General features: G+C 58.8%; 16 protein-coding genes. 8 read left to right on the top strand and 8 right to left on the bottom strand.

Features of this window, described 5'->3' with window-relative positions; translation table 11 throughout:
• The first annotated feature begins 32 nt into the window (after positions 1-32).
• Entirely contained in the window at positions 33-1613 is a 1581-nt protein-coding gene (guaA, locus tag FKM52_RS09745; protein WP_141176010.1) for a glutamine-hydrolyzing GMP synthase, read from the top strand.
• Positions 1614-1865: 252 nt separating this feature from the next.
• Here the strand turns inward: guaA and mgtE are convergent, their stop codons facing one another.
• Positions 1866-3293, bottom strand: coding sequence for a magnesium transporter (gene mgtE, locus FKM52_RS09740; RefSeq protein ID WP_141176009.1), 1428 nt, complete (start codon positions 3291-3293; stop codon positions 1866-1868).
• Between the two features lie 109 nt (positions 3294-3402).
• Positions 3403-3543, bottom strand: coding sequence for a YfgG family protein (locus FKM52_RS09735; protein ID WP_377090212.1), 141 nt, complete (start codon positions 3541-3543; stop codon positions 3403-3405).
• A gap of 364 nt (positions 3544-3907) precedes the next feature.
• Here FKM52_RS09735 and FKM52_RS09730 point away from each other — a divergent pair, with 364 nt between their 5' ends.
• Positions 3908-6061, top strand: a complete 2154-nt coding sequence (locus tag FKM52_RS09730; protein ID WP_141176007.1) for an EAL domain-containing protein — start codon at positions 3908-3910, stop codon at positions 6059-6061.
• On the opposite strand, the gene tehB is transcribed toward FKM52_RS09730, so the two are convergent.
• The 3 genes from tehB to ppk1 are packed head-to-tail and all read right to left on the bottom strand — an operon-like array spanning position 6062 to position 10319.
• Positions 6062-6670: a tellurite resistance methyltransferase TehB gene (tehB, locus tag FKM52_RS09725; RefSeq protein WP_141176203.1), complete on the bottom strand. Its 609-nt coding sequence runs from the start codon at positions 6668-6670 to the stop codon at positions 6062-6064.
• Between the two features lie 52 nt (positions 6671-6722).
• Positions 6723-8252 carry an exopolyphosphatase gene (gene ppx, locus FKM52_RS09720; protein ID WP_141176006.1) on the bottom strand — a complete coding sequence of 510 codons (1530 nt, stop codon included), beginning with the start codon at positions 8250-8252 and terminating at the stop codon, positions 6723-6725.
• Positions 8253-8258: 6 nt separating this feature from the next.
• On the bottom strand, positions 8259-10319 hold the full coding sequence (gene ppk1 / locus FKM52_RS09715) for a polyphosphate kinase 1 (RefSeq protein ID WP_141176005.1): 2061 nt from the start codon (positions 10317-10319) through the stop codon (positions 8259-8261).
• 152 nt (positions 10320-10471) lie between these two features.
• On the opposite strand from ppk1, the gene FKM52_RS09710 reads away from it, so the two are divergent.
• From FKM52_RS09710 to pstB, 3 genes are read left to right on the top strand one after another with little or no spacing between them, the layout of a single operon-like run.
• Positions 10472-12604, top strand: coding sequence for an ABC transporter permease subunit (locus FKM52_RS09710; RefSeq protein WP_141176004.1), 2133 nt, complete (start codon positions 10472-10474; stop codon positions 12602-12604).
• A complete protein-coding gene (pstA, locus tag FKM52_RS09705; RefSeq protein ID WP_141176003.1) occupies positions 12601-14253 on the top strand; it encodes a phosphate ABC transporter permease PstA in 1653 nt (550 codons plus the stop codon). Before FKM52_RS09710 ends, pstA begins: the two co-directional genes overlap by 4 nt.
• Positions 14254-14264: 11 nt before the next feature.
• On the top strand, positions 14265-15032 hold the full coding sequence (gene pstB / locus FKM52_RS09700; protein ID WP_141176002.1) for a phosphate ABC transporter ATP-binding protein PstB: 768 nt from the start codon (positions 14265-14267) through the stop codon (positions 15030-15032).
• An 88-nt stretch (positions 15033-15120) separates the two neighbouring features.
• Here the strand turns inward: pstB and purN are convergent, their stop codons facing one another.
• Both purN and purM read right to left on the bottom strand, forming a co-directional pair.
• On the bottom strand, positions 15121-15759 hold the full coding sequence (purN, locus tag FKM52_RS09695) for a phosphoribosylglycinamide formyltransferase (protein ID WP_141176001.1): 639 nt from the start codon (positions 15757-15759) through the stop codon (positions 15121-15123).
• Positions 15756-16793, bottom strand: coding sequence for a phosphoribosylformylglycinamidine cyclo-ligase (gene purM / locus FKM52_RS09690; RefSeq protein WP_141176000.1), 1038 nt, complete (start codon positions 16791-16793; stop codon positions 15756-15758). Before purM ends, purN begins: the two co-directional genes overlap by 4 nt.
• Before the next feature lie 233 nt (positions 16794-17026).
• On the opposite strand from purM, the gene upp reads away from it, so the two are divergent.
• From upp to FKM52_RS09675, 3 genes are all read left to right on the top strand, one after another.
• A complete protein-coding gene (upp, locus tag FKM52_RS09685; RefSeq protein ID WP_141175999.1) occupies positions 17027-17653 on the top strand; it encodes a uracil phosphoribosyltransferase in 627 nt (208 codons plus the stop codon).
• 62 nt (positions 17654-17715) lie between these two features.
• Entirely contained in the window at positions 17716-18999 is a 1284-nt protein-coding gene (gene uraA, locus FKM52_RS09680) for a uracil permease (RefSeq protein WP_141175998.1), read from the top strand.
• Between the two features lie 253 nt (positions 19000-19252).
• A complete protein-coding gene (locus FKM52_RS09675) occupies positions 19253-19954 on the top strand; it encodes a DnaA inactivator Hda (protein WP_220446292.1) in 702 nt (233 codons plus the stop codon).
• A gap of 3 nt (positions 19955-19957) precedes the next feature.
• On the opposite strand, the gene arsC is transcribed toward FKM52_RS09675, so the two are convergent.
• The gene (gene arsC / locus FKM52_RS09670) at positions 19958-20311 is read right to left on the bottom strand and encodes an arsenate reductase (glutaredoxin) (RefSeq protein ID WP_141175996.1); all 354 of its coding nucleotides are present in this window, start codon (positions 20309-20311) and stop codon (positions 19958-19960) included.
• Positions 20312-20317 lie beyond the last annotated feature (6 nt).

The raw sequence follows: 20317 nt of genomic DNA, 5'->3' as shown, positions 1-20317 counted from the left end.
ATTGAACACTCAATCGCCCTGGAACTGTCTTAATGACCACGGAAAATATTCATAAGCATCGTATTTTGATCCTCGATTTTGGTTCGCAGTACACTCAGCTGGTGGCGCGTCGCGTGCGCGAGCTGGGCGTCTATTGTGAACTTTGGGCCTGGGATGTGACCGAAGCGCAGATCCGCGAATTTAAGCCGAGCGGTATTATTCTTTCCGGCGGCCCGGAAAGCACCACCGAACTCAACAGCCCGCGCGCGCCGGAATATGTTTTCAACGCGGGCGTGCCGGTACTGGGCGTCTGCTATGGTATGCAGACCATGGCGATGCAGCTGGGCGGCAAGGTTGAAGGCTCCAGCGAGCGTGAGTTCGGCTATGCGCAGGTGGAAGTCAGAACCGACAGCGCGCTGGTGCGCGGCATCGAAGACGCCATAAGCGCCGCCGGCCTGCCGCTGCTGGACGTCTGGATGAGCCACGGCGATAAGGTTACCGCCATCCCGTCTGATTTTGTTACCGTCGCCAGCACCGAAACCTGCCCGTTCGCCATTATGGCGAACGAAGAGAAACGTTTTTACGGCGTGCAGTTCCACCCGGAAGTGACCCACACCCGTCAGGGGCTGCGTATGCTGGAGCGCTTTGTGCTGGATATCTGTCAGTGCGAAGCGCTGTGGACGCCGGCGAAAATTATTGAAGATATCGTTGAGCGTCTGCGCGAGCAGGTCGGCAACGATAAAGTGATTCTTGGCCTTTCCGGCGGCGTTGACTCTTCGGTAACCGCTATGCTGCTGCACCGCGCCATCGGCGATCGCCTGACCTGCGTTTTCGTTGATAACGGCCTGCTGCGCCTGAACGAAGCGGAACAGGTGATGGATATGTTCGGCGATCACTTCGGCCTGAATATTATTCACGTTCCGGCGGAAGCGCGCTTCCTCGACGCGCTGGCAGGTATTGATGAGCCGGAAGCGAAACGTAAAACAATCGGACGCGTATTTGTTGAAGTCTTCGACGAGCAGGCAACCAGCCTGACCGATGTGAAATGGCTGGCGCAGGGCACCATCTACCCGGATGTGATTGAATCCGCCGCCTCGGCGACCGGTAAGGCGCATGTGATTAAGTCGCATCATAACGTCGGCGGCCTGCCGAAAGAGATGAAGCTGGGGCTGGTTGAGCCGCTGAAAGAGCTGTTTAAGGACGAGGTGCGTAAGATTGGTCTGGAGCTGGGGCTGCCGTACGATATGCTCTATCGCCATCCGTTCCCAGGCCCAGGTCTTGGCGTGCGCGTGCTCGGCGAAGTGAAAAAAGAGTATTGCGATCTGCTGCGTCGCGCCGACGCCATCTTTATTGAAGAACTGCGTAAAGCGGATCTCTACAACAAGGTGAGCCAGGCCTTTACCGTCTTCCTGCCGGTGCGTTCCGTCGGCGTGATGGGCGACGGTCGTAAATATGACTGGGTAGTATCGCTGCGAGCGGTAGAAACCATCGACTTTATGACCGCGCACTGGGCGCATCTGCCGTATGAGTTCCTGGGCCGCGTCTCTAACCGCATTATTAATGAAGTTAATGGTATTTCGCGCGTGGTTTATGATATTTCCGGTAAGCCGCCGGCGACCATCGAGTGGGAATGATTAGCCTCTGGCAGTAGCCCGCGCCTAAAAGCCGTAAAACACCGCTAAGCCCGCGTTATTGCGGGCTTTTTTTCATCTGTTTTCTGGGGACGCCAGATAAGGACGGCAGCCTGAAGGCGGGGTAATGCAGTTGCTGAGAGCGCGCCGCTCGGTCGGCAGCTTAACTTAGCGAGATGACAAATAAGGGTGCTTCGTTAAGCCAGTACAGGTTTACATAACAAGATTTATTGTAGTGGCTCGCTTCATATCCCATCAGTGCAATAAAAACAGCGTCGCCAGCCCCAGGAAGATAAAAAAGCCGCCGGTGTCGGTGAGCGCGGTAATCATAACGCTGCTGCCAATGGCCGGATCGCGCTTTAACTTCGTCATCACCAGCGGAATCAATACGCCCATCAGCGCCGCCAGCAGCAGGTTCAGCACCATCGCCAGCATCATCACGCCGCCAAGCGCCGCGTTGTCATACATCAGCCAGGTAATCGCGCCCATAATGCCGCCCCAGAACAGGCCGTTGATTAGCGCGACGCCTATCTCGCGTAAAAACAGAAAACTGAAATTGCCCGGCTCTACCTGATGCAGCGCCAGCGCGCGCACGATCATGGTAATAGTTTGGTTGCCGGTATTGCCGCCGATGCCCGCGACGATCGGCATCAGCGTCGCCAGCGCCACCAGCTGAGAAATGGTTTCCTCAAACAGGCCGATCACCCGTGAGGCGATAAAAGCGGTGCAGAGATTTATCGCCAGCCAGGTCCAGCGGGTGCGTACCGCCTTTTTTACCGGCGCGAAGACTTCCTCTTCCTGGCTCAGGCCGCCCATCTTACGAATATTGCTTTCGTTCTCTTCATTAACCAGATCGATAACGTCTTCTACCGTTACGCGCCCGATCAGCTTGCCCTGCGCGTCGATGACCGCCGCGGAAATCAGGTTATAACGCTCAAAGGCGCCGGCGGCCTCTTCGGCCTTATCGTCAAGGCGGAAGGTATTGGGGCGATCGTTCATCACCGAGAAAACCGGCGTCTGCGGCTGGTTAAGCAGAATATCGGTCAGCGGCAGCTCGCCCAGCAGAATGTTATCTTTATCGGTGATAAACAGCTTATCGGTGCCTTCCGGGATCGCGCGGCGCCGGCGTAAAAAACGCTGCACCGTCGCCAGCGTAATATCGGCGCGCACGGTGATAAAGTTGAAGTCCATAATGCGGCCAACAAGATCGCGATCGAAGTTGACCACGTTCAGCACGCGCGCGCGCAGCGCCGGATCGAGGGAGGCCAGCAGCCGGCCGGTAAGATCGCGCGGCAGATAACGCGCCAGATAGGCCTGATCGTCAATATCCAGCGGTGCGATCGCCTGCAAAATTTCCTTATCGCTCATGCCCTCGGTCAGGCTTTCCCAGACCGTTTCCGAGGCTTCTACCAGCACCTGCCCCCGACGTGAGTTATCCACCAGGCGCCATAGCGCCTGGCGCTCATCTTCCGGCAACGCTTCAAGGATATCGGCGATATCAGCCGCATGCAGCAACGTTAAATCCTGTCGCAGGCTGGCGATTTGCGCCTGGATTTCCGCAGTGGATTCATCGGGAGAGGCGGGGGGATTGAGCAGCTGCTCAACCAGCTGCGGGCCATCAAGCAGAAGCGTGAGAATACGGCCGCGGATATCGGCCAGCTGCTGCGCCTGAGATACAGACATAAAAAATTCCCTGTGTCTGGAGGTTGAGGCTAAAAAGGCTCAGCTTCTGCCGGCATGAGAAAAGCATAAACTGTCTCAGCAAAAGCGGGCTAACGCTCGTTTCATGACTTTATTGACCGGCGGGCTGGGTAACTACCGGTACTACAGCGTTCTCTTTGTTGTCCTGATAGTGCTGAAAGGCGCCGGGCAAGGCGTAAAACAGCCGTCCCAGCAGCAAAAAAAAGCTAATCAGCAAGATTATACGGGTCATACGGCCAGTTTTCGGACGTCTTCGTAACGACGTAACGCTGTTCACTCAGGGATTCCTGTAACAAGCCCAAAGGCGATGGAATAATTTAGGCACAGCGTAACCTTAAGGTCAATGACGCATTGCCGTTTGCTGACGCTAATCTGACGCCCGGCGCGGCAGGTAGCATGACGAAATGTGCTGTGAACTGTTTTTAATGATCAATTTTGACCTGTATCAAGCCGGAATGCTTATTGGAAATTAGTATGGTGCGGTTTTTAAGCTTTATGTGGCTTATTTTGCAAGCCTCATAGTTACTGGAGAGGCCGTTTTGTTTACCAGGTTAAAATTGCCTGCGCTAACACGCTTTCGCCGTAAATGGTGGGGGATGCCTTTATGGCTGGCGCTGCTGTTGATGCCGCTTTCCAGTTTACTCTCTGTGAAGCTGAGCTTACCCGACGGCCCGATCTATCTGCTGTTTCTGCCGATTACCTTAACGGTGGCGCTGCTGATGGTCTTTGACTGGGCGGCGCTGCCCGGTATCGCTCTGGCGCTGCTGTGGCGCTATATCGCCCTTTTTTCACCGGGGCACGCTCTGCTCACCTGCACCGTATTTATCTGTGGGCTGAGCATCTGCTGGCTGGGCTACCGCATCTGGGCGGGGCGGCACTGGGGCGCTGAGCCAGGCATACTGCAGCTGGGCGTGATGCGGCTGTTCTGGATCGGTTTTTTTCTGCCGACGCTGCTGGTTTTTCTGATGCAGATTACCGTTACGCTGAACGCGGTGCCCGCCTCCAGCTCTATTTTTAACCGCAACCCGCTTACGCTGCGTACGCTAATTAACTATCAGGCGATTTTGCTTTCCTGCGTCGCCATCATGCCTTTTTATTACATGCTGATTCGCTGTTTCCGCCATCCCGGCTATTTTTCACGCCAGTTTGGCCTGCTGCGTCAGCAAATTGCCGATAGCGTGAGCGCCGCGGAAATAAAAATCTGGCTGATCTGGCTGTTTTTGCTGGTAACGCTGCTGATGGTGCTGCACAGCAGGCTGGAAAATCAGCTGGTCGGCGATTTCGCGCTGCTGTTGCTGCTGCCGACCATGCTCTGGTCAGCGGTGCGCTTCGGTTTTCTGTTTACCGCGCTGGTGTGGGCGCTGGTGCTGATTGCGTTCTATCAGTTCCGCGTTCAGCCGGATATTTCGCTGCACCTGGCGGTAGTCAGCACCAACCTGCTGGTGTGGACGCTGATTATCTACTTTATTGCCGTTAGCGGAGTGCGCCAGCGTCAGCTGATACAAAAATCGCGTCAGGCCGCGCTAATCGATCCTATTATCGATTTGCCGAACCTGCGGGCGTTAAAAAATATGCTGGCGCAGCAGGCCTCTTCCACGCTCTGCTTTTTACGCATCCCCGATATCGATCGTCTCAGCCGCACCTGGGGTCTGGATTTGCGGATTGAGTACAAGCGCCGGCTGGCCGCCCATTTGCAGCCGCTGCTGCAGCCAAACGAAACCGTTTATCATCTGCCGGGCTTCGATTTGGCGCTGCGGCTGAATAAATCGACCCATGAAGAGCGCATTCAGCAGATCGGCGCGCGGCTTGACGGCTACAGCCTGCGCTGGAAAGGGCTGCCGCTGCAGCCTGATATCGGCATCAGCTATTGCCATGTGGTGCCGCCGGTTAACCATCTGCCGGGGCTGCTGGGCGAGCTGAGCGAAATGGCGGAAGTATCGCTGCACAGCCATCAGCCGGAAAGCCTGCAGCAGGACAATACCGGCCTGCAGCGACAGATTAAAGAGAAGCTGGCGCTGCTGAATGAGGTGCAGCAGGCGCTGGATAATGAACGCTTTATTATGATGGCGCAGCGTATTGAAGGGCTGCGCGGCGATGATTATCACGATTTGCTGCTGCGGCTGATCGACGCGCGCGGCGAACAGGTTTTGCCGGAGCGTTTTCTGCCGGTGGTGCAGGAGTTCGGCCTGACGTGGGAGATCGACCGCTGGGTGCTGAACCATGCGCTGGGCTTTATCGATCGCAGCCGCGCGCGCCTGCCTGCCGCCCGCTTTGCGGTCAATATCCATGCGGTAAATCTGTGCCGTCCCTTCTTTCTTAGCGAGCTGGAGCGGCTGCTGAAACAGCATCAGGTCGAGCCCTGGCAGCTGATTCTGGTGATCAGCGAAGCCTCAGGCGCGGTGGAATCGCTGGCGGGCCAGCGTACCGTGAACCGGCTGCGCCAGATGGGCTGCCGCATCGCCATCGAACATTTTGGCGTCGGCTATGCCAGCTATCTGCAATTAAACACGCTGCAGGCGGATATGCTCAAAATCGACGGCAGCTTCGTTCACAATATGCTGAGCAGCCCGCTGAACTATCAGATTGTGGAATCTATCTGCCGCGTCGCGCGGCTGAAGCGGATGCAGATTGTCGCGGAATCGGTAGAGTCCCAGGCGGTGGCGACGGCCCTGCGCGCGCTGGGGATTGATTATTTGCAGGGCGACGCCATTAGTGAACCGCAGCCGTTAACCATGCTGGCGGATAGCTGATTATTCCGCCGGCGCCTTTTGCGCCAGCAGGGTAGCGAAGCGCAGGCTGATGCGGTTGCCGTTCTCATCGGTTCTGTGCAGCTGGCCCGGATTCTCGTTATATTTAACGATATTCCAGTTGCGATAGTAGTGGCTCAGCTCGCCCGACTTAAAGGTAAACGGGAAGGGCAGGCTGCAGGGATAATCTTCAGTATCCATTGCGGCGACGATCAGGTTATAGCCGTTTTTTACCGTACTGGCCTGCATATCGGCGATCAGCTGGGGAATGGTTTCCGGCTGCAGAAACATCATCACTACCGTAGACAGCACAAAATCGTACTCGCCGTTAAAACGCGTGCTGTTCAGATCGGTGATTTGCGTTGTAATGCCGCTGAGCGACTCCGCCGCCACAATTCGTTCCAGGTTGGCGATGCTCTGCGGGTTTTTATCCCAGGCGGTAACCTCAAACCCCTTCATATTCAGGAAAAGGCTGTTGCGCCCGTTGCCGCAGCCGACATCCAGCGCTTTGCCCGGTTTCAGTAACGGCAGCGCCGCAACCACTTCGGAATGGGGGGCGGTGAGCTGATATTTTTCTGTGAAATAGTTATCTGAACGTGTCGTCATGCTTATTTGTCTGGTTAAAGCGGGCGGAGAAAGCGCCGCCCGGATTCGCTGGCGTTGGTTACGCCTCTTCTTCTTCAATCATCAGTTTCCAGCCGGAAACATCCTCCCAGTAGGTCTGCTCCCGCTCCAGATCGAGCTGTACCAGCGTATTCTGGCTGAAGTAGCCGGCCGGGAAGCGTAGCGTCCAGTGTCCGTCCTGGGTAGTGAGCGTGAGCCGCTCCGGACGATTAGTGGCCTGCCGCTGATTGTTTAACAGCGTGCCGAGCCGCAGTAAAAACACCAGCGGCACGATCTGTTTCTTTTTAAACAGCGTAAAGCGCGGCAGATCGTCGGTTTTCACCGCTTTCCGGTGATAGCGTACCAGGGTCGCCAGCAGCAGCTGTTGATCCTGGTTAAACCCCGGCAGGTTGGTATTTTGCAGGATATAGGCGGAGTGGCGCTGCATACCGCTGTGGTTGATGGTTAAGCCTACCTCGTGCAGCAGCGCCGCCCAGCGCAGCAGCGCGGCAAGCTGCGGGTTGGCGAGGCGGGGATTCTGATCGCGCCACTGCTCCCACAGCTGATCGGTGGTTTCCAGCACGCGCCGCGCCTGGTCGCTGTCGATATTGTAGTGATTCGCCAGGCTTTGCGCGGTACGGCTGCGAATATCCTGATGGCGGAAGCGCCCCTCCATCTCATACAGCACCCCTTCGCGCAGGGCGCCGTCCGACAGCCGCAGCTCGCGGATCGCCAGCGCATCAAATACGCCGCAGAGAATCGCCAGACCGGGCACGAACACCGCCTGGCGCTCTTCCGACAGGCCCGGCAGGCTCAGCGCGGAAAAAGATTTGTGCTTTATCACCTCGTCATACAGCAGCTCCAGCCGTTCCGGGCTAATCAGCTTCTCTTTTTCGCCCATCGCCTGCAGCACTTCGCAGGCGGCCTTAATGGTGCCGGAGGCGCCCAGCGCATATTGCCAGCCGAGCAGGCGATACTGCCAGGCCAGCGTTTCCAGCTTTTGCGCCGCGGCGAGACGGGCGCGGCGAAAATTTTCCCGGCTAATTTCGCCGTTGGGGAAGTAGAGATTAGCGAAGCTGACGCAGCCCATGCGGCGGCTTTCTACCAGCTTCGGCTCAAAATCCTCACCGATCACCAGTTCGGTCGAGCCGCCGCCGATATCGATCACCAGCTTGCGGCCTTTTTCCGGCTGCGTATGCTCCACGCCCATAAAAATCAGGCGCGCCTCTTCATGACCGGAAATTACTTCGATCGGGTAGGGGATAACCTCCGCCGCGCGCCGCAGAAAATCCTCCGCATTCACCGCCTGACGCAGCGTATGGGTGCCGACAATCGTCACGTTCGAGGGGCTGAAGCCCTGCAGGCGCTCGGCGAACAGCGCCAGGCAGCCGAGGCCGCGCTGGATGGCTTCCTCGCTCAGCACGTTATTCATATCCAGCCCGTCGGCCAGATGCACGCGCTGTTTCAGGCGGCCCAGCACCTGCATCGCCCCATCCACCACGCGGGCGATGACCATATGAAAGCTATTGGAACCGAGGTCAATAGCGGCAAACTCCTGCGGACGGGGCATATTTTTATGGGATATCGGCATAGTGAATTATTCAGGTTGTTCCAGAGATTTGATGTAATCGTAAATGGCCAGCTGCGCCCGCACCTTACGGCGATTTCCGCGCGGAACATAACGGTTACTGAGTTCTTTATCAATAATGCGGGCTTTCACCGTATCACTGAACAGGATGGCAATAATATCCAGGATGCGCTGTTTCAGAACAGGATCAAGGATCGCCACCGCCACTTCTATTCGATAATCGATATTACGGGTCATCCAGTCGGCGGAAGAGAGGAACACTTTTTTATCGCCGCCGTTGTCGAAAATATAGACCCGATCGTGCTCCAGATAGCGGTCAACGATGCTGATAACGCGAATATTCTCGCTGATTCCTTCCAGATTAGGGATCAGCGAACACATGCCGCGCACCAGCAGATTCACTTTGACGCCGACGCTGGAGGCGGTATAGAGCCGATCGACCAGCCCTTTATCGACCAGGTTATTTACTTTTAAGGTAATGCCCGCCGGCAGCCCCTGCTGCGCATTGGCGATTTCTTCATCAATCAGCTGATAGAGCATACGGCGCGAGTTTTGCGGCGAAACCATCAGGTGGTCGAAGCTGACCGGGCGGTAGGGATTTTCAATAAAGTTAAATACCCGCCGCACCTCGTTAGTGATGCGCGCATCGGCGGTCAGCAGTGAGTAGTCGGTATAGAGACGCGCGGTCTTTTCGTTAAAGTTGCCGGTGCCGATATGGGCGTAGCGCACCACCTCGTCGCCTTCGCGCCGCGAGATAAGAAATAGCTTGGCGTGGATTTTCAGGCCCGGCGCGGAGAAGATCACATGTACGCCCGCCTCGGTCAGCCGCTTGGCCCAGTGGATATTGGCCTCTTCATCAAAGCGCGCCTGCAGCTCCACCACCACCGTGACCTTCTTGCCGTTGTAGGCGGCATGAATCATCGCATCGATAATGCGCGAGTTTTTCGCCACGCGGTAAATATTAATCTTGATCGCCAGCACGCTGGGATCGAACGAGGCCTGACGCAGCAGCTCCAGCACGTGCTCAAAGGTATGGTAGGGATAGTAGAGCAGCACGTCGTGATTGCGGATGGCATCGAAACCGTTGCGGAAGCCGTCAAACCAGATATGGCGCAGCTGCGGCAGCGGCTTATTGACCAGGTTGGTTTTACCAACGTTAGGGAAGCTAATAAAATCCTTAAAATTGTGATAGCGCCCGCCCGGCACCACCGAGTCGTAGTTGGAGATGCTGAGCTTGCCGCGCAGCAGCTCAACCATCGCATTCGGCATATCGCGCTGATAAACAAAACGTACCGGCTCCGCCGTCAGGCGCTGTTTCAGGCTGGAGGACATCAGCTCCAGCAGGCTCGATTCCATCTCGGTGACCAGATCGTATTCGGCGTCGCGCGTCATTTTCATTGAATAGGCGTTAAGCGCGTCGTAGTCGAAAAAGCCTTTGAAGATATCGTCCAGGCAGTAGCGCAGGATGTTATCCAGCAGGATCATCGGCTTGCGGCGGCGCGGCGACTCCGCCGGCAAGTTGACGAAACGCGGCACCTTATCGGAGGGGATTTCCAGCAGCGCGTAGCGAATCTCCTCGCCGCGAATAATTTCTACCGCCAGGTAGGTGTAGTCATCCTTAAGGAATTCGGTCAGGTCGGTGTCGTGGTTGATCAGAATCGGCGTCACGTGTTGCCGCAGCTGATGCTTAAAGTAGTGACGCAGCCAGCTTTGCTGGTTTGGCGACAGCTGGCGCTCGTTGATCAGGAAGATCTGGTTGCGCGCCATCTCCAGCAGCAGATCGTTATACAGGCCGTCAAACTCCTGGTCGGCGCGCATTACCCGCTGCTGAATTTTCTTCAGCAGGTGGCGCGGCGTACTGGGCGAACCCTGCTCCTCGCCGATTAAGATGCGCCTTTTCAGGTCGGCGAAACGAACTTTATAAAACTCATCCAGGTTGTTGGAATAGATACCAAGAAAGCGCATCCGCTCAATCAGCGGGTTGCTTTTATCCGCCGCTTCCTGCAATACGCGTTCGTTAAAGGATAACCAGCTCAGTTCTTTTTCAATATATAGTTTTTCCTGACCCATTATGGCTCCGTTGTGCTGATTAAAGGCGAGGGTATCCATTTTCCGTGTTCATTATGGCGAGAGTATGGCAGCAATGTCTAACCTCAACAGTTGTCATATCAGAGAGCTACGGGCAACATAGCGGATTCACCTGAGAGGAATCCGCAGGCACGATGATCGATAACCATATCCCCGTTCATTACAGCAATCGCTCCCGGCGCCTTGTCGATCGCCTGACCGCGCGCGCGATTGGTGCCTGCGGTATCGGCGTGCTGTTGGTCATGATGCTGCTGTTTGTCTGGCTGCTGTGGGTAGTGATGCCGCTGTTCGCCACGCCATCCATGCAGCCCGGAACGATTCAGCCTGCGCTTTCCGCTCAGCCCGCGGTGGCGCTTGGCGTTAACGGCCGCTGGGGCTGGCGTATCGATGCGCAGGGCGCGGGCCGTTTCTTCCCGTTAAGCGGCGCTCAGCCTGAACCGGCGCTAAAACTGGCGCAGGGACCGCTGGTGAGCGCGACAAGCGCCGATAACAGCAGCGTACTGCTGTTGCAGCCCAATGGCAATTTCCGTCTGGTCCAACCTGATTTCAGCGCGCCGGATAAGCCGCCGCGCTGGACGTTTCCGTTAGGCGACGGATTTATTACCGGCGTGAATGGGCAGCTTACCCAGGCGGCGCTGGCGGCCGTTGCCGGGAATAGCTGGCTGGCGGCGCTGAGCGATGGGCGGCATATCCGCCTGCTGCGTCTGCAGGTGGGGCGGCCGGTGCTTAGCGACACGCTGGCCAGCGGTCCGGTAGATCATCTGCTGCTGTCGCCGAACGGCAGGCTGCTGTTTGCCAGCGGCGGCGGCCAGCTGCGCGTCTGGCGCATTGAGGACGAACAGATCACGCTGCGCGATACGCTGCCGCTGCCGCATCCGCCGCGGCAGATGGCGCTGCTGAGCGGCGGGCGTTCGCTGCTGATCGCCGATGAGAGCGGCATCAGCCAGTGGTTTGATATCGCCGACGAAAAAGGGGTGCATCTGCACCGCATTCGCGATTTTGCCGGCGCGCGTGCGCAGGCGCTGCTGATTACTGAACCGCAGCGCCGCGTTTTCGCCACGCTGAGCGCTGCAGGCGAGATGCAATTCTATGCCAGCAAGCGCGACGGCGCCTTTTACCGCAAATCGATCGGAAAGGATGCGCGCGCAGCCAGCTTCGCCCCGCAGGGCGACGGGCTGCTGATTGAGCGCCGCGACGGCTGGCAATACTGGCGCGTTGACAATCCCTGGCCAGATATCAGCCTGCGCAGCCTGTGGCAAAAAGTATGGTATGAGAACTATCCGCAGCCGGACTGGGTGTGGCAATCGACGGCGGTGGAGGAGCCTTTCCAGGCCAAGTTCAGCCTGGTGCCGATGGTGGCCGGAACCCTGAAGGCGGCGGCGCTGGCGATGCTGTTCGCTACGCCGATGGCGATTGCCGCGGCGATCTATACCGCCTGGTTTATGTCGCCCGCGCTGCGCCGCTGGATCAAACCGGCAATTGAGATGATGGGCGCGCTGCCGAGCGTGGTGGTTGGGCTGTTTGCCAGCCTGTGGCTGGCGCCGCACATCGCCTCGATGCTTTCCGGCGTGCTGCTGTTACCTTTTGCGCTGGGCGCGACGCTGCTGCTGTGCGGCCCGCTGCTGCGTCGCCTGCCGCCGCGCTGGCGACGGCTGGCGACGCCGGGAGGTGAAATTTGGCTGCTGATCCCGCTGCTGCTGCTGGTCAGCCTGCTCTGCCTGTGGCTGGCGCCGCTGGCGGATCGCCTGTTGTGGGGCGCGCCGCTGGCCGATCGGCTGCCCGGCGGCTATGAGCAGCGTAATCTGCTGATTGCGGCGGCGGCGATGGGCTTTGCGCTGGTGCCGCTGATTTTTACCCTGGCGGAGGATGCGATTTTCAGCGTGCCCGGCGCGCTGGGGCAGGGTTCGCTGGCGCTGGGGGCCACCGCCTGGCAGACGCTGTCGCGCGTTATTTTGCCCAGCGCAGCTTCCGGTATCTTTGCCGCCGTGATGATCGGCTTTGGGCGCGCGGTAGGAGAAACCATGATTGTGCTGATGGCGACCGGCAATACGCCGCTGACGGAAGGCGGGCTGTTCCACGGCGTGCGGACGCTCTCCGCCAATATTGCCGTGGAAATGCCGGAGGCGGCGGCGGGCAGCGCCCATTACCGCATCCTGTTCCTCAGCGCGCTGGTGCTGCTGATCTTTACGCTGGCGCTCAACACGCTGGCGGAAGTCGTGCGGCAGCGTCTGCGCCGTCGCTACGGTCAGTATGAGGGACAGGGATGAACGCATTACGTCAAAACGATCGCTGGCGCTGGCTGACGGCGGGCGCGGTAGCCTTCAGCCTGCTGGCGTTTCTGCTGCTGCTGGGGCTGCTGGCCTGGCAGGGGCTACGCCATTTCTGGCCGCAGCCGGTCACGCTGTTTACCCTGGCGCAGCCTGCCGCCGGCGAGGTGCGCGTGCTGGGCGAGGTGATCGACCGGCAATCGCTGTCGCGTCAGCAGCTGATCGAAGCCGGCCTGCCGCAGGCGCGACAGCTGCCGGAACAGCTTACCCGCTACCTGATTAAAACCGGCAACCGCGATTTCGCCGCGCCCGATTTTCGTACCCTGCTGGAGAGCGATATTCAGCGGCGCGAGCAGCCGCGCGACGTGCTGATGGTGCAGCGCCGCGTCGGCGGCGTGGCGCTGGGCTGGTTTGCCGGGCTGTTTGAAAATCAACAGCCGCTGATCGCGCAGGATATGCAGCACGCGCTGCAGCAGCGTTTGCAGCAGACGCACCAGCAGCTGGCGCTGGCTGAGCAGGTGCGGCGCAATGAGATGGCGCGCATTACGGCGCAGCTTGAGGCGCTGGAGGTAGAGGAGCTGAAGCGCAAGGCTGCCGGCGAAGAGAATGAGCAGAGCCGCTCGCTGCTGGCGGCTAATCGCGCGGAATTACAGCGGCAGTTCGCTATCCAGGCGGAGCGCCGCGCCTCGCTGCTGCAGGAGAGCGCCCGCAGCACGCTGGCGCTGCGCGATGCCAGCGGACAGCTGCACCGGATCCCGCTGGTGCAGATCGTCGATGCCTGGCATCCCAACGCGATGAGCCTGGCGCAGAAATTCCGTCATTTCCTGCATCAGCTGTGGCGCTTCGTGGCCGATTCGCCCGGCAACGCTTCGCACGGCGAGGAGAGCGCCTTTCCGGCTATTTTCGGCACGGTGCTGATGGTATTGCTGATGTCGGTAGTGGTAATGCCGCTGGGCGTTATCGCCGCTGTCTGGCTGCACGAGTATGCCGGGCAGAACACGCTTACCCGGCTGGTGCGTATTGCGGTGGTCAACCTGGCGGGAGTGCCGTCGATCGTGTATGGCGTTTTCGGGCTGGGCTTTTTTGTCTGGCTGATTGGCGGCACGCTCGACCAGCTGTTTTACGCCACCGCGCTGCCGAATCCCACTTTTGGCACGCCGGGTCTGCTGTGGGCCGCGCTGACGCTGGCGCTGCTGACGCTGCCGGTAGTGATCGTCGCTACCGAAGAGGGGCTGGCGCGCATTCCTGTCGCGCTGCGCCACGGTTCGCTGGCGCTGGGCGCCACCCGAGCGGAGACGCTGTGGCACGTTACGCTGCCGCTGGCGGCGCCGGCGATGCTGACCGGGCTAATCCTGGCGGTGGCGCGCGCCGCGGGCGAAACGGCGCCGCTGATGCTGGTCGGCGTGGTGAAAATGGCGCCGGAGCTGCCGGTAGACAACGTCTTTCCCTGGCTGCATCTTGACCGCAAGTTTATGCATCTCGGCTTTCAGATTTACGATCTGGCATTTCAGAGCCCTAACGCCGAGGCCGATCGCCCGGTGGTTTACGCCACCGCGCTGCTGCTGGTGATGATCATTCTTGGGCTGAATTTAACGGCGATGGGGTTACGCCATCGTCTGCGCGAGCGCTATCGCTCGCTGGTGCAATAACGGTGAGAACCATGACGGCTGATATCGAAACCGCGCTGACAATAAATCATCTTTCCCTCTGGTATGGCGACAAGCAGGCGCTTGACGACATCAGCCTGCCGATCCCGAAACATCGTATTACCGCGTTGATAGGCCCCTCCGGCTGCGGCAAATCGACCCTGCTGCGCTGCTGCAACCGTATGAACGATGTGATCGATAACTGCCGCACCGAAGGAGAGATCTGGCTGGATCGGCGCAATATTCTGCAGGAAGAGAGCGATCTTTCCGCGCTGCGCCGCCGCATAGGGATGGTGTTCCAGCGTCCTAATCCCTTTCCCAAATCGATCTATGAAAATGTGGTTTACGGTCTGCGCCTGCAGGGCGTGCGCGACCGGCGCATTTTGAATGAGGCGGTAGAACGGGCATTGCGGGCGGCGGCGCTGTGGCCGGAAGTGAAAGACAGCCTGCGACAAAACGCCCTGACGCTCTCCAGCGGCCAGCAGCAGCGGCTGGTGATCGCCAGAGCGATTGCGATCGAGCCGGAGGTACTGCTGCTCGACGAGCCAACCTCGGCGCTCGATCCAATCTCCACGCTGGTGATTGAGGAGCTGATGGCCACGCTGAAGCAGCACTTTACGCTGATCCTGGTGACGCACAATATGCAGCAGGCGGCGCGCGTCTCCGACTATACCGCCTTTATGCACCAGGGGCGGCTGGTGGAGTTCGCCGATACCGATACGCTGTTTACCACGCCAAAACAGCGCCGCACCGAGGATTATATTACCGGACGTTTTGGTTAGGCGGAGGGAAGCAGCGAGAGTTGCCGGCTAAGCGGAAGGAAAGGGCTGCGCGCGAAAAAGAGCGCGTCGGGCGGCCCTGTCCGATCGGTTACTCGCCTGCGTAACCCTGAGCGGGCAGCCGCCGGCCATCCAGCCAGGCGGCGTTGTCGCGCATTGTCAGCCGCCCGTCGATAAACCAGCTAATGACCAGCGGGTAGATGGCATGTTCCTGATGCTGCACGCGCGCGGCGACCTCTTCTTCGCTGTCGCCGGCGAACACCGGCACTTTAGCCTGTAACACTACCGGCCCGCCATCCAGCTCATCCGTCACGAAATGCACCGAGGTGCCATGCTCGCCGTCGCCATTTTCAATGGCCTGGCGATGGGTATGCAGGCCGGGATATTTCGGCAGCAGGGAAGGGTGGATATTGAGCAGACGGTCATGATAGTGCGCGACGAAGGCCGGACTGAGGATACGCATATAGCCCGCCAGCACTACCAGATCGGGCTGATATTCATCGATCTCAGCCATCAGCTGACGATCGAACGCCTCGCGGCTGGCGTAGTGCGTTGCCGACAGCGCATGCGCCGCAATGCCGGCCGCGCGAGCGCGTTCAAGGCCAAAGGCCGCGGCGCGGTTGCTGAACACCGCCGCCACGCCGGCCTTAATGCGCCCCTGCCGGCAGGCATCCAGAATCGCCTGCAGGTTGCTGCCGTTGCCGGAAATCAGCACTACCAGCCGCTTCATTGGATAACCACACGCTCTTCGCTGCTGGAAGCGTGAATCGCGCCGATTTTCCACGCCTGCTCGCCTGCGGCGTTCATCAGCGCTACCGCCTTATCCGCTTCGCTGGCGCTGACGGCGATCACCATGCCGACGCCGCAGTTGAAGGTGCGATACATCTCGTGGCGGCTGACGTTGCCCGCCTGCTGCAGCCAGCTGAAGATAGCGGGCCACTGCCAGCTTGTTTCATCTATCACCGCCTGGGTATTTTCCGGCAGCACGCGCGGAATATTTTCCCAGAAGCCGCCGCCGGTAAGGTGGGCGATAGCGTGCACGTCGATCTGTTCAATCAGGCTGAGAATATTTTTTACGTAGATGCGCGTTGGGGCCAGCAGGTGATCGGCCAGCGGCTTGCCCTCCAGCTGTGCGCTGAGCGCATCGGTCTGGCTGACCGCTAAAATTTTGCGTATTAGCGAGTAGCCGTTGGAGTGCGGGCCGCTGGAGGCGAGCGCAATCAGCACGTCGCCATCCTTAACCTTGCTGCCGTCGATAATTTCCGCTTTTTCCACCACGCCGACGCAGAACCCCGCCACGTCATAATCTTCGCCGTGATACATACCCGGCATTTCAGCGGTTTCGCCGCCGACCAGCGCGCAGCCTGACTGCAGGCACCCTTCAGCAATGCCGGCGATAACGGCGGAAGCGGTATCCACATCCAGCTTGCCGGTAGCGTAATAGTCGAGAAAGAAAAGCGGCTCAGCGCCCTGAACTACCAGATCGTTAACGCACATCGCTACCAGATCGATGCCGATAGTGTCATGGCGTTTCAGATCCATCGCCAGACGCAGCTTGGTGCCTACGCCATCGGTGCCGGACACCAGCACCGGCTCGCGGTACTTTTGCGGCAGCGCGCACAGCGCGCCGAAACCGCCCAGCCCGCCCATAACTTCGGGACGGCGAGTCTGTTTCACCACACCTTTAATACGATCGACTAACGCATTGCCTGCATCGATATCAACGCCGGCGTCTTTATAGCTGAGAGAGGTCTTGTCGGTCACAGCGGTTTCCCCACGCGGTTTGCTGTTTAAATTAAAGCGCGGCAATTCTAACAGCGCAGGCAAACGTTTGCGAGCGCCATCTGCGGCCGGCGTTGCGGATTACGCCTTTTTGGCTGATGCTTACACTGCACTGCTCTTTTGCGCTTTCTTACCCGATCGCATATGGCGCTTTTAAGAAAAGGCGGTATAATCCCGCGATTTTTTTTTCAGCTCAACACTCCGGGAGTACAACAATGAAGATCGTGGAAGTCAAACACCCGCTCGTCAAACATAAACTGGGCCTGATGCGTGAGCAAGATATAAGCACCAAGCGTTTTCGCGAGCTGGCGTCGGAAGTGGGAAGTTTGCTGACCTACGAAGCTACCGCCGATCTGGAAACGGAAAAAGTCACCATCGAAGGCTGGAACGGCCCGGTGGAAGTTGACCAGATCAAAGGTAAGAAAATTACCGTTGTGCCTATTCTGCGTGCCGGCCTCGGCATGATGGAAGGAGTGTTGGAGAACGTGCCAAGCGCGCGCATCAGCGTGGTCGGCGTCTACCGTAACGAAGAGACGCTGGAGCCGGTGCCCTATTTCCAGAAGCTGGTTTCCAATATTGAAGAGCGTATGGCGCTGGTGGTTGACCCGATGCTGGCGACCGGCGGCTCGATGATCGCCACTATCGATCTGCTGAAAAAGGCGGGATGCAGCACCATTAAGGTGCTGGTGCTGGTAGCGGCGCCGGAAGGCATCGCCGCCCTGGAGAAAGCGCACCCGGATGTGGAGCTGTACACCGCCTCTATCGATCAGGGCCTGAACAGTAAGGGCTACATTATTCCCGGCCTGGGCGACGCCGGCGACAAGATTTTCGGAACCAAATAACCTATTCAGCCGACCGCCAGAGTCGGCTTTTTTTTGCCAAAAACATCTCAAGGGGATACTTCATGACTCGTCGCGCGATTGGCGTTAACGAACGCCCACCGCTCCTGCAAACGATTCCGCTTAGCCTGCAGCACCTGTTCGCCATGTTTGGCTCGACGGTGCTGGTGCCGATCCTGTTTCATATCAATCCGGCCACGGTATTGCTGTTTAACGGTTTCGGTACGCTGCTCTATCTGTTTATCTGCAAGGGCAAAATCCCCGCCTACCTCGGTTCCAGCTTCGCCTTTATTTCGCCGGTACTGCTGCTGCTGCCGCTGGGCTATGAACTGGCGCTGGGCGGCTTTATTCTCTGCGGCGTGCTGTTCTGCCTGGTGGCGCTGATTGTGAAAAAAGCGGGTACCGGATGGCTGGATGTAATGTTCCCGCCGGCGGCGATGGGGGCGATCGTGGCGGTTATCGGTCTGGAGCTGGCGGGCGTGGCGGCCAATATGGCCGGGCTGCTGCCCGCCGATGGCGCGGCGGTTGACAGCACTACTATCACCATTTCGCTGGTGACGCTGGGCGTAACGGTGTTCAGCTCCGTGCTGTTTCGCGGGTTCCTGGCGATTATCCCTATTTTGATCGGCGTGCTGGCGGGCTACCTGCTCTCCTGGATGATGGGGATTGTGGACTGGAGCGGGGTAGAGAGCGCGCACTGGTTCGCGCTGCCAACCTTCTATTCGCCGCGCTTTGAATGGTATGCGATGCTGACCATTCTGCCCGCCGCGCTGGTGGTGATCGCCGAGCACGTTGGTCATCTGGTGGTGACCGCGAACATCGTGAAAAAAGATCTGATCCGCGAGCCGGGCCTGCATCGTTCGATGTTTGCCAACGGCTTTTCCACCATTATCTCCGGCTTCTTCGGCTCTACGCCGAATACCACCTATGGTGAAAACATCGGGGTGATGGCGATTACCCGCGTTTACAGCACCTGGGTTATCGGCGGCGCGGCGATTCTGGCTATCCTGCTCTCCTGCATCGGCAAGCTGGCGGCGGCGATTCAGGCGATTCCGGTGCCGGTAATGGGCGGCGTTTCGCTGCTGCTGTACGGGGTGATCGGCGCTTCCGGTATCCGCGTGCTTATTGAATCAAAAGTGGACTACAGCAAGGCGCAAAACCTGATCCTGACCTCGGTGATTCTAATCATCGGCGTCAGCGGGGCGAAAGTGCATATCGGCGCCGCCGAACTGAAAGGGATGGCGCTGGCAACTATCGTCGGCGTGGCGTTAAGCCTGATCTTCAAACTGATCAACGTGCTGCGCCCGGAAGAGACGGTGCTGGAGCCTGACGAAGAGCGCGCAGAGTAAACCTGCCGGGGCGCGTCGTGGCGATGCGCCCCCAGGCGTCGACGCCCTGATGGTTTATCAGCGGCGCCTGCGGGGCGTATTTTTCAGCCGCTGGCGGTAAATATCCGCTAACCGGACGACAGATGAAGCATCCTTTTACTGATGCGCGACAGGCGTCCGGCAGCGGCAGCCGGCGCAGCGCCGCCATTTCATATCGCGTGAAAAGATGTGTTAAACTGGCGCCGTTTTTAGCCCGTTCACGCTTGAGGTGCTTCTGAACACGCCGGCACAACTTTCACTGCCACTCTATTTACCGGATGATGAAACCTTCGCCAGTTTCTGGCCCGGCGAGAATGCGTCCCTGCTGGCCGCGCTCCAGGGCGCGCTGACGCAGGAACACGGCAGCTACCTTTATTTCTGGTCGCGTGAGGGCGGCGGACGCAGCCACCTGCTTCATGCCGCCTGCGCCGAAATGTCCGGCCGCGGCGATGCCGTCGGCTATGTGCCGCTGGATAAACGTACCTGGTTCGTACCGGAAGTGCTGGATGGCATGGAGCAGCTGGCGCTGGTTTGCATCGATAATATCGAGTGCATCGCCGGCGATGAAGAGTGGGAGATGGCGATCTTCGATCTCTATAACCGCATCCTTGAAACCGGCAAGGCGCGCCTGCTGATCACCGGCGATCGTCCGCCGCGCCAGCTTAATCTGAAGCTCCCCGATCTCGCGTCGCGTCTCGACTGGGGCCAGATCTATAAGCTCCAGCCGCTGTCGGATGAAGATAAGCTGCAGGCGCTGCAGCTGCGCGCCAGCCTGCGCGGTTTCGAACTGCCGGAAGATGTGGGGCGCTTTTTACTGAAGCGACTCGATCGTGAAATGCGCACCTTGTTTACCACGCTGGATCGGCTCGATCGCGCCTCGATTACCGCCCAGCGTAAGTTGACCATTCCCTTCGTTAAAGAGATCCTGGCGCTGTAAAGCTTACAGGATCTCCAGCACCTGCTGCGGCGGGCGCCCCAGCCGCGCGCGATCCTGCTTCACCACAATAGGCCGTTCAAGCAGCCTGGGATGCGCCGCCAGCGCCGCCAGCAGCTGCTCCTCGCTTAATGCCGGATCGTCCAGCCCCAGCGTCAGATATTCCGCCTCTTTGCTGCGCATCAGCTCGCGCGCGCTGCTCATGCCAAGCGCCTGCTGTAGATGGCGCAGGGTAGCGACGTCGGGCGCCTGTTGCAGATAGAGCACCACCTCAGGCTCAATGCCGTGCTGTTGCAGCAGCGCCAGCGTTTCGCGGCTTTTGGAGCAGCGCGGGTTGTGATAGATGGTTACCTTACTCATAATTTC

The organism is Mixta tenebrionis, from assembly GCF_006517625.1.
GTDB classification, from domain to species: Bacteria; Pseudomonadota; Gammaproteobacteria; order Enterobacterales; family Enterobacteriaceae; genus Mixta; species Mixta tenebrionis.
This window is presented reverse-complemented; position numbering and strand designations above follow the sequence as displayed.

Coding starts and splice junctions, on each gene's coding strand:
- arsC (WP_141175996.1), bottom strand. CDS start 20,311: ATGAGTAAGGTAACCATCTATCACAACCCGCGCTGCTCCAAAAGCCGC.
- upp (WP_141175999.1), top strand. CDS start 17,027: ATGAAGATCGTGGAAGTCAAACACCCGCTCGTCAAACATAAACTGGGC.
- purN (WP_141176001.1), bottom strand. CDS start 15,759: ATGAAGCGGCTGGTAGTGCTGATTTCCGGCAACGGCAGCAACCTGCAG.
- FKM52_RS09735 (WP_377090212.1), bottom strand. CDS start 3,543: ATGACCCGTATAATCTTGCTGATTAGCTTTTTTTTGCTGCTGGGACGG.
- mgtE (WP_141176009.1), bottom strand. CDS start 3,293: ATGTCTGTATCTCAGGCGCAGCAGCTGGCCGATATCCGCGGCCGTATT.
- ppk1 (WP_141176005.1), bottom strand. CDS start 10,319: ATGGGTCAGGAAAAACTATATATTGAAAAAGAACTGAGCTGGTTATCC.
- FKM52_RS09730 (WP_141176007.1), top strand. CDS start 3,908: ATGCCTTTATGGCTGGCGCTGCTGTTGATGCCGCTTTCCAGTTTACTC.
- ppx (WP_141176006.1), bottom strand. CDS start 8,252: ATGCCGATATCCCATAAAAATATGCCCCGTCCGCAGGAGTTTGCCGCT.
- uraA (WP_141175998.1), top strand. CDS start 17,716: ATGACTCGTCGCGCGATTGGCGTTAACGAACGCCCACCGCTCCTGCAA.
- guaA (WP_141176010.1), top strand. CDS start 33: ATGACCACGGAAAATATTCATAAGCATCGTATTTTGATCCTCGATTTT.
- pstA (WP_141176003.1), top strand. CDS start 12,601: ATGAACGCATTACGTCAAAACGATCGCTGGCGCTGGCTGACGGCGGGC.
- FKM52_RS09710 (WP_141176004.1), top strand. CDS start 10,472: ATGATCGATAACCATATCCCCGTTCATTACAGCAATCGCTCCCGGCGC.
- pstB (WP_141176002.1), top strand. CDS start 14,265: ATGACGGCTGATATCGAAACCGCGCTGACAATAAATCATCTTTCCCTC.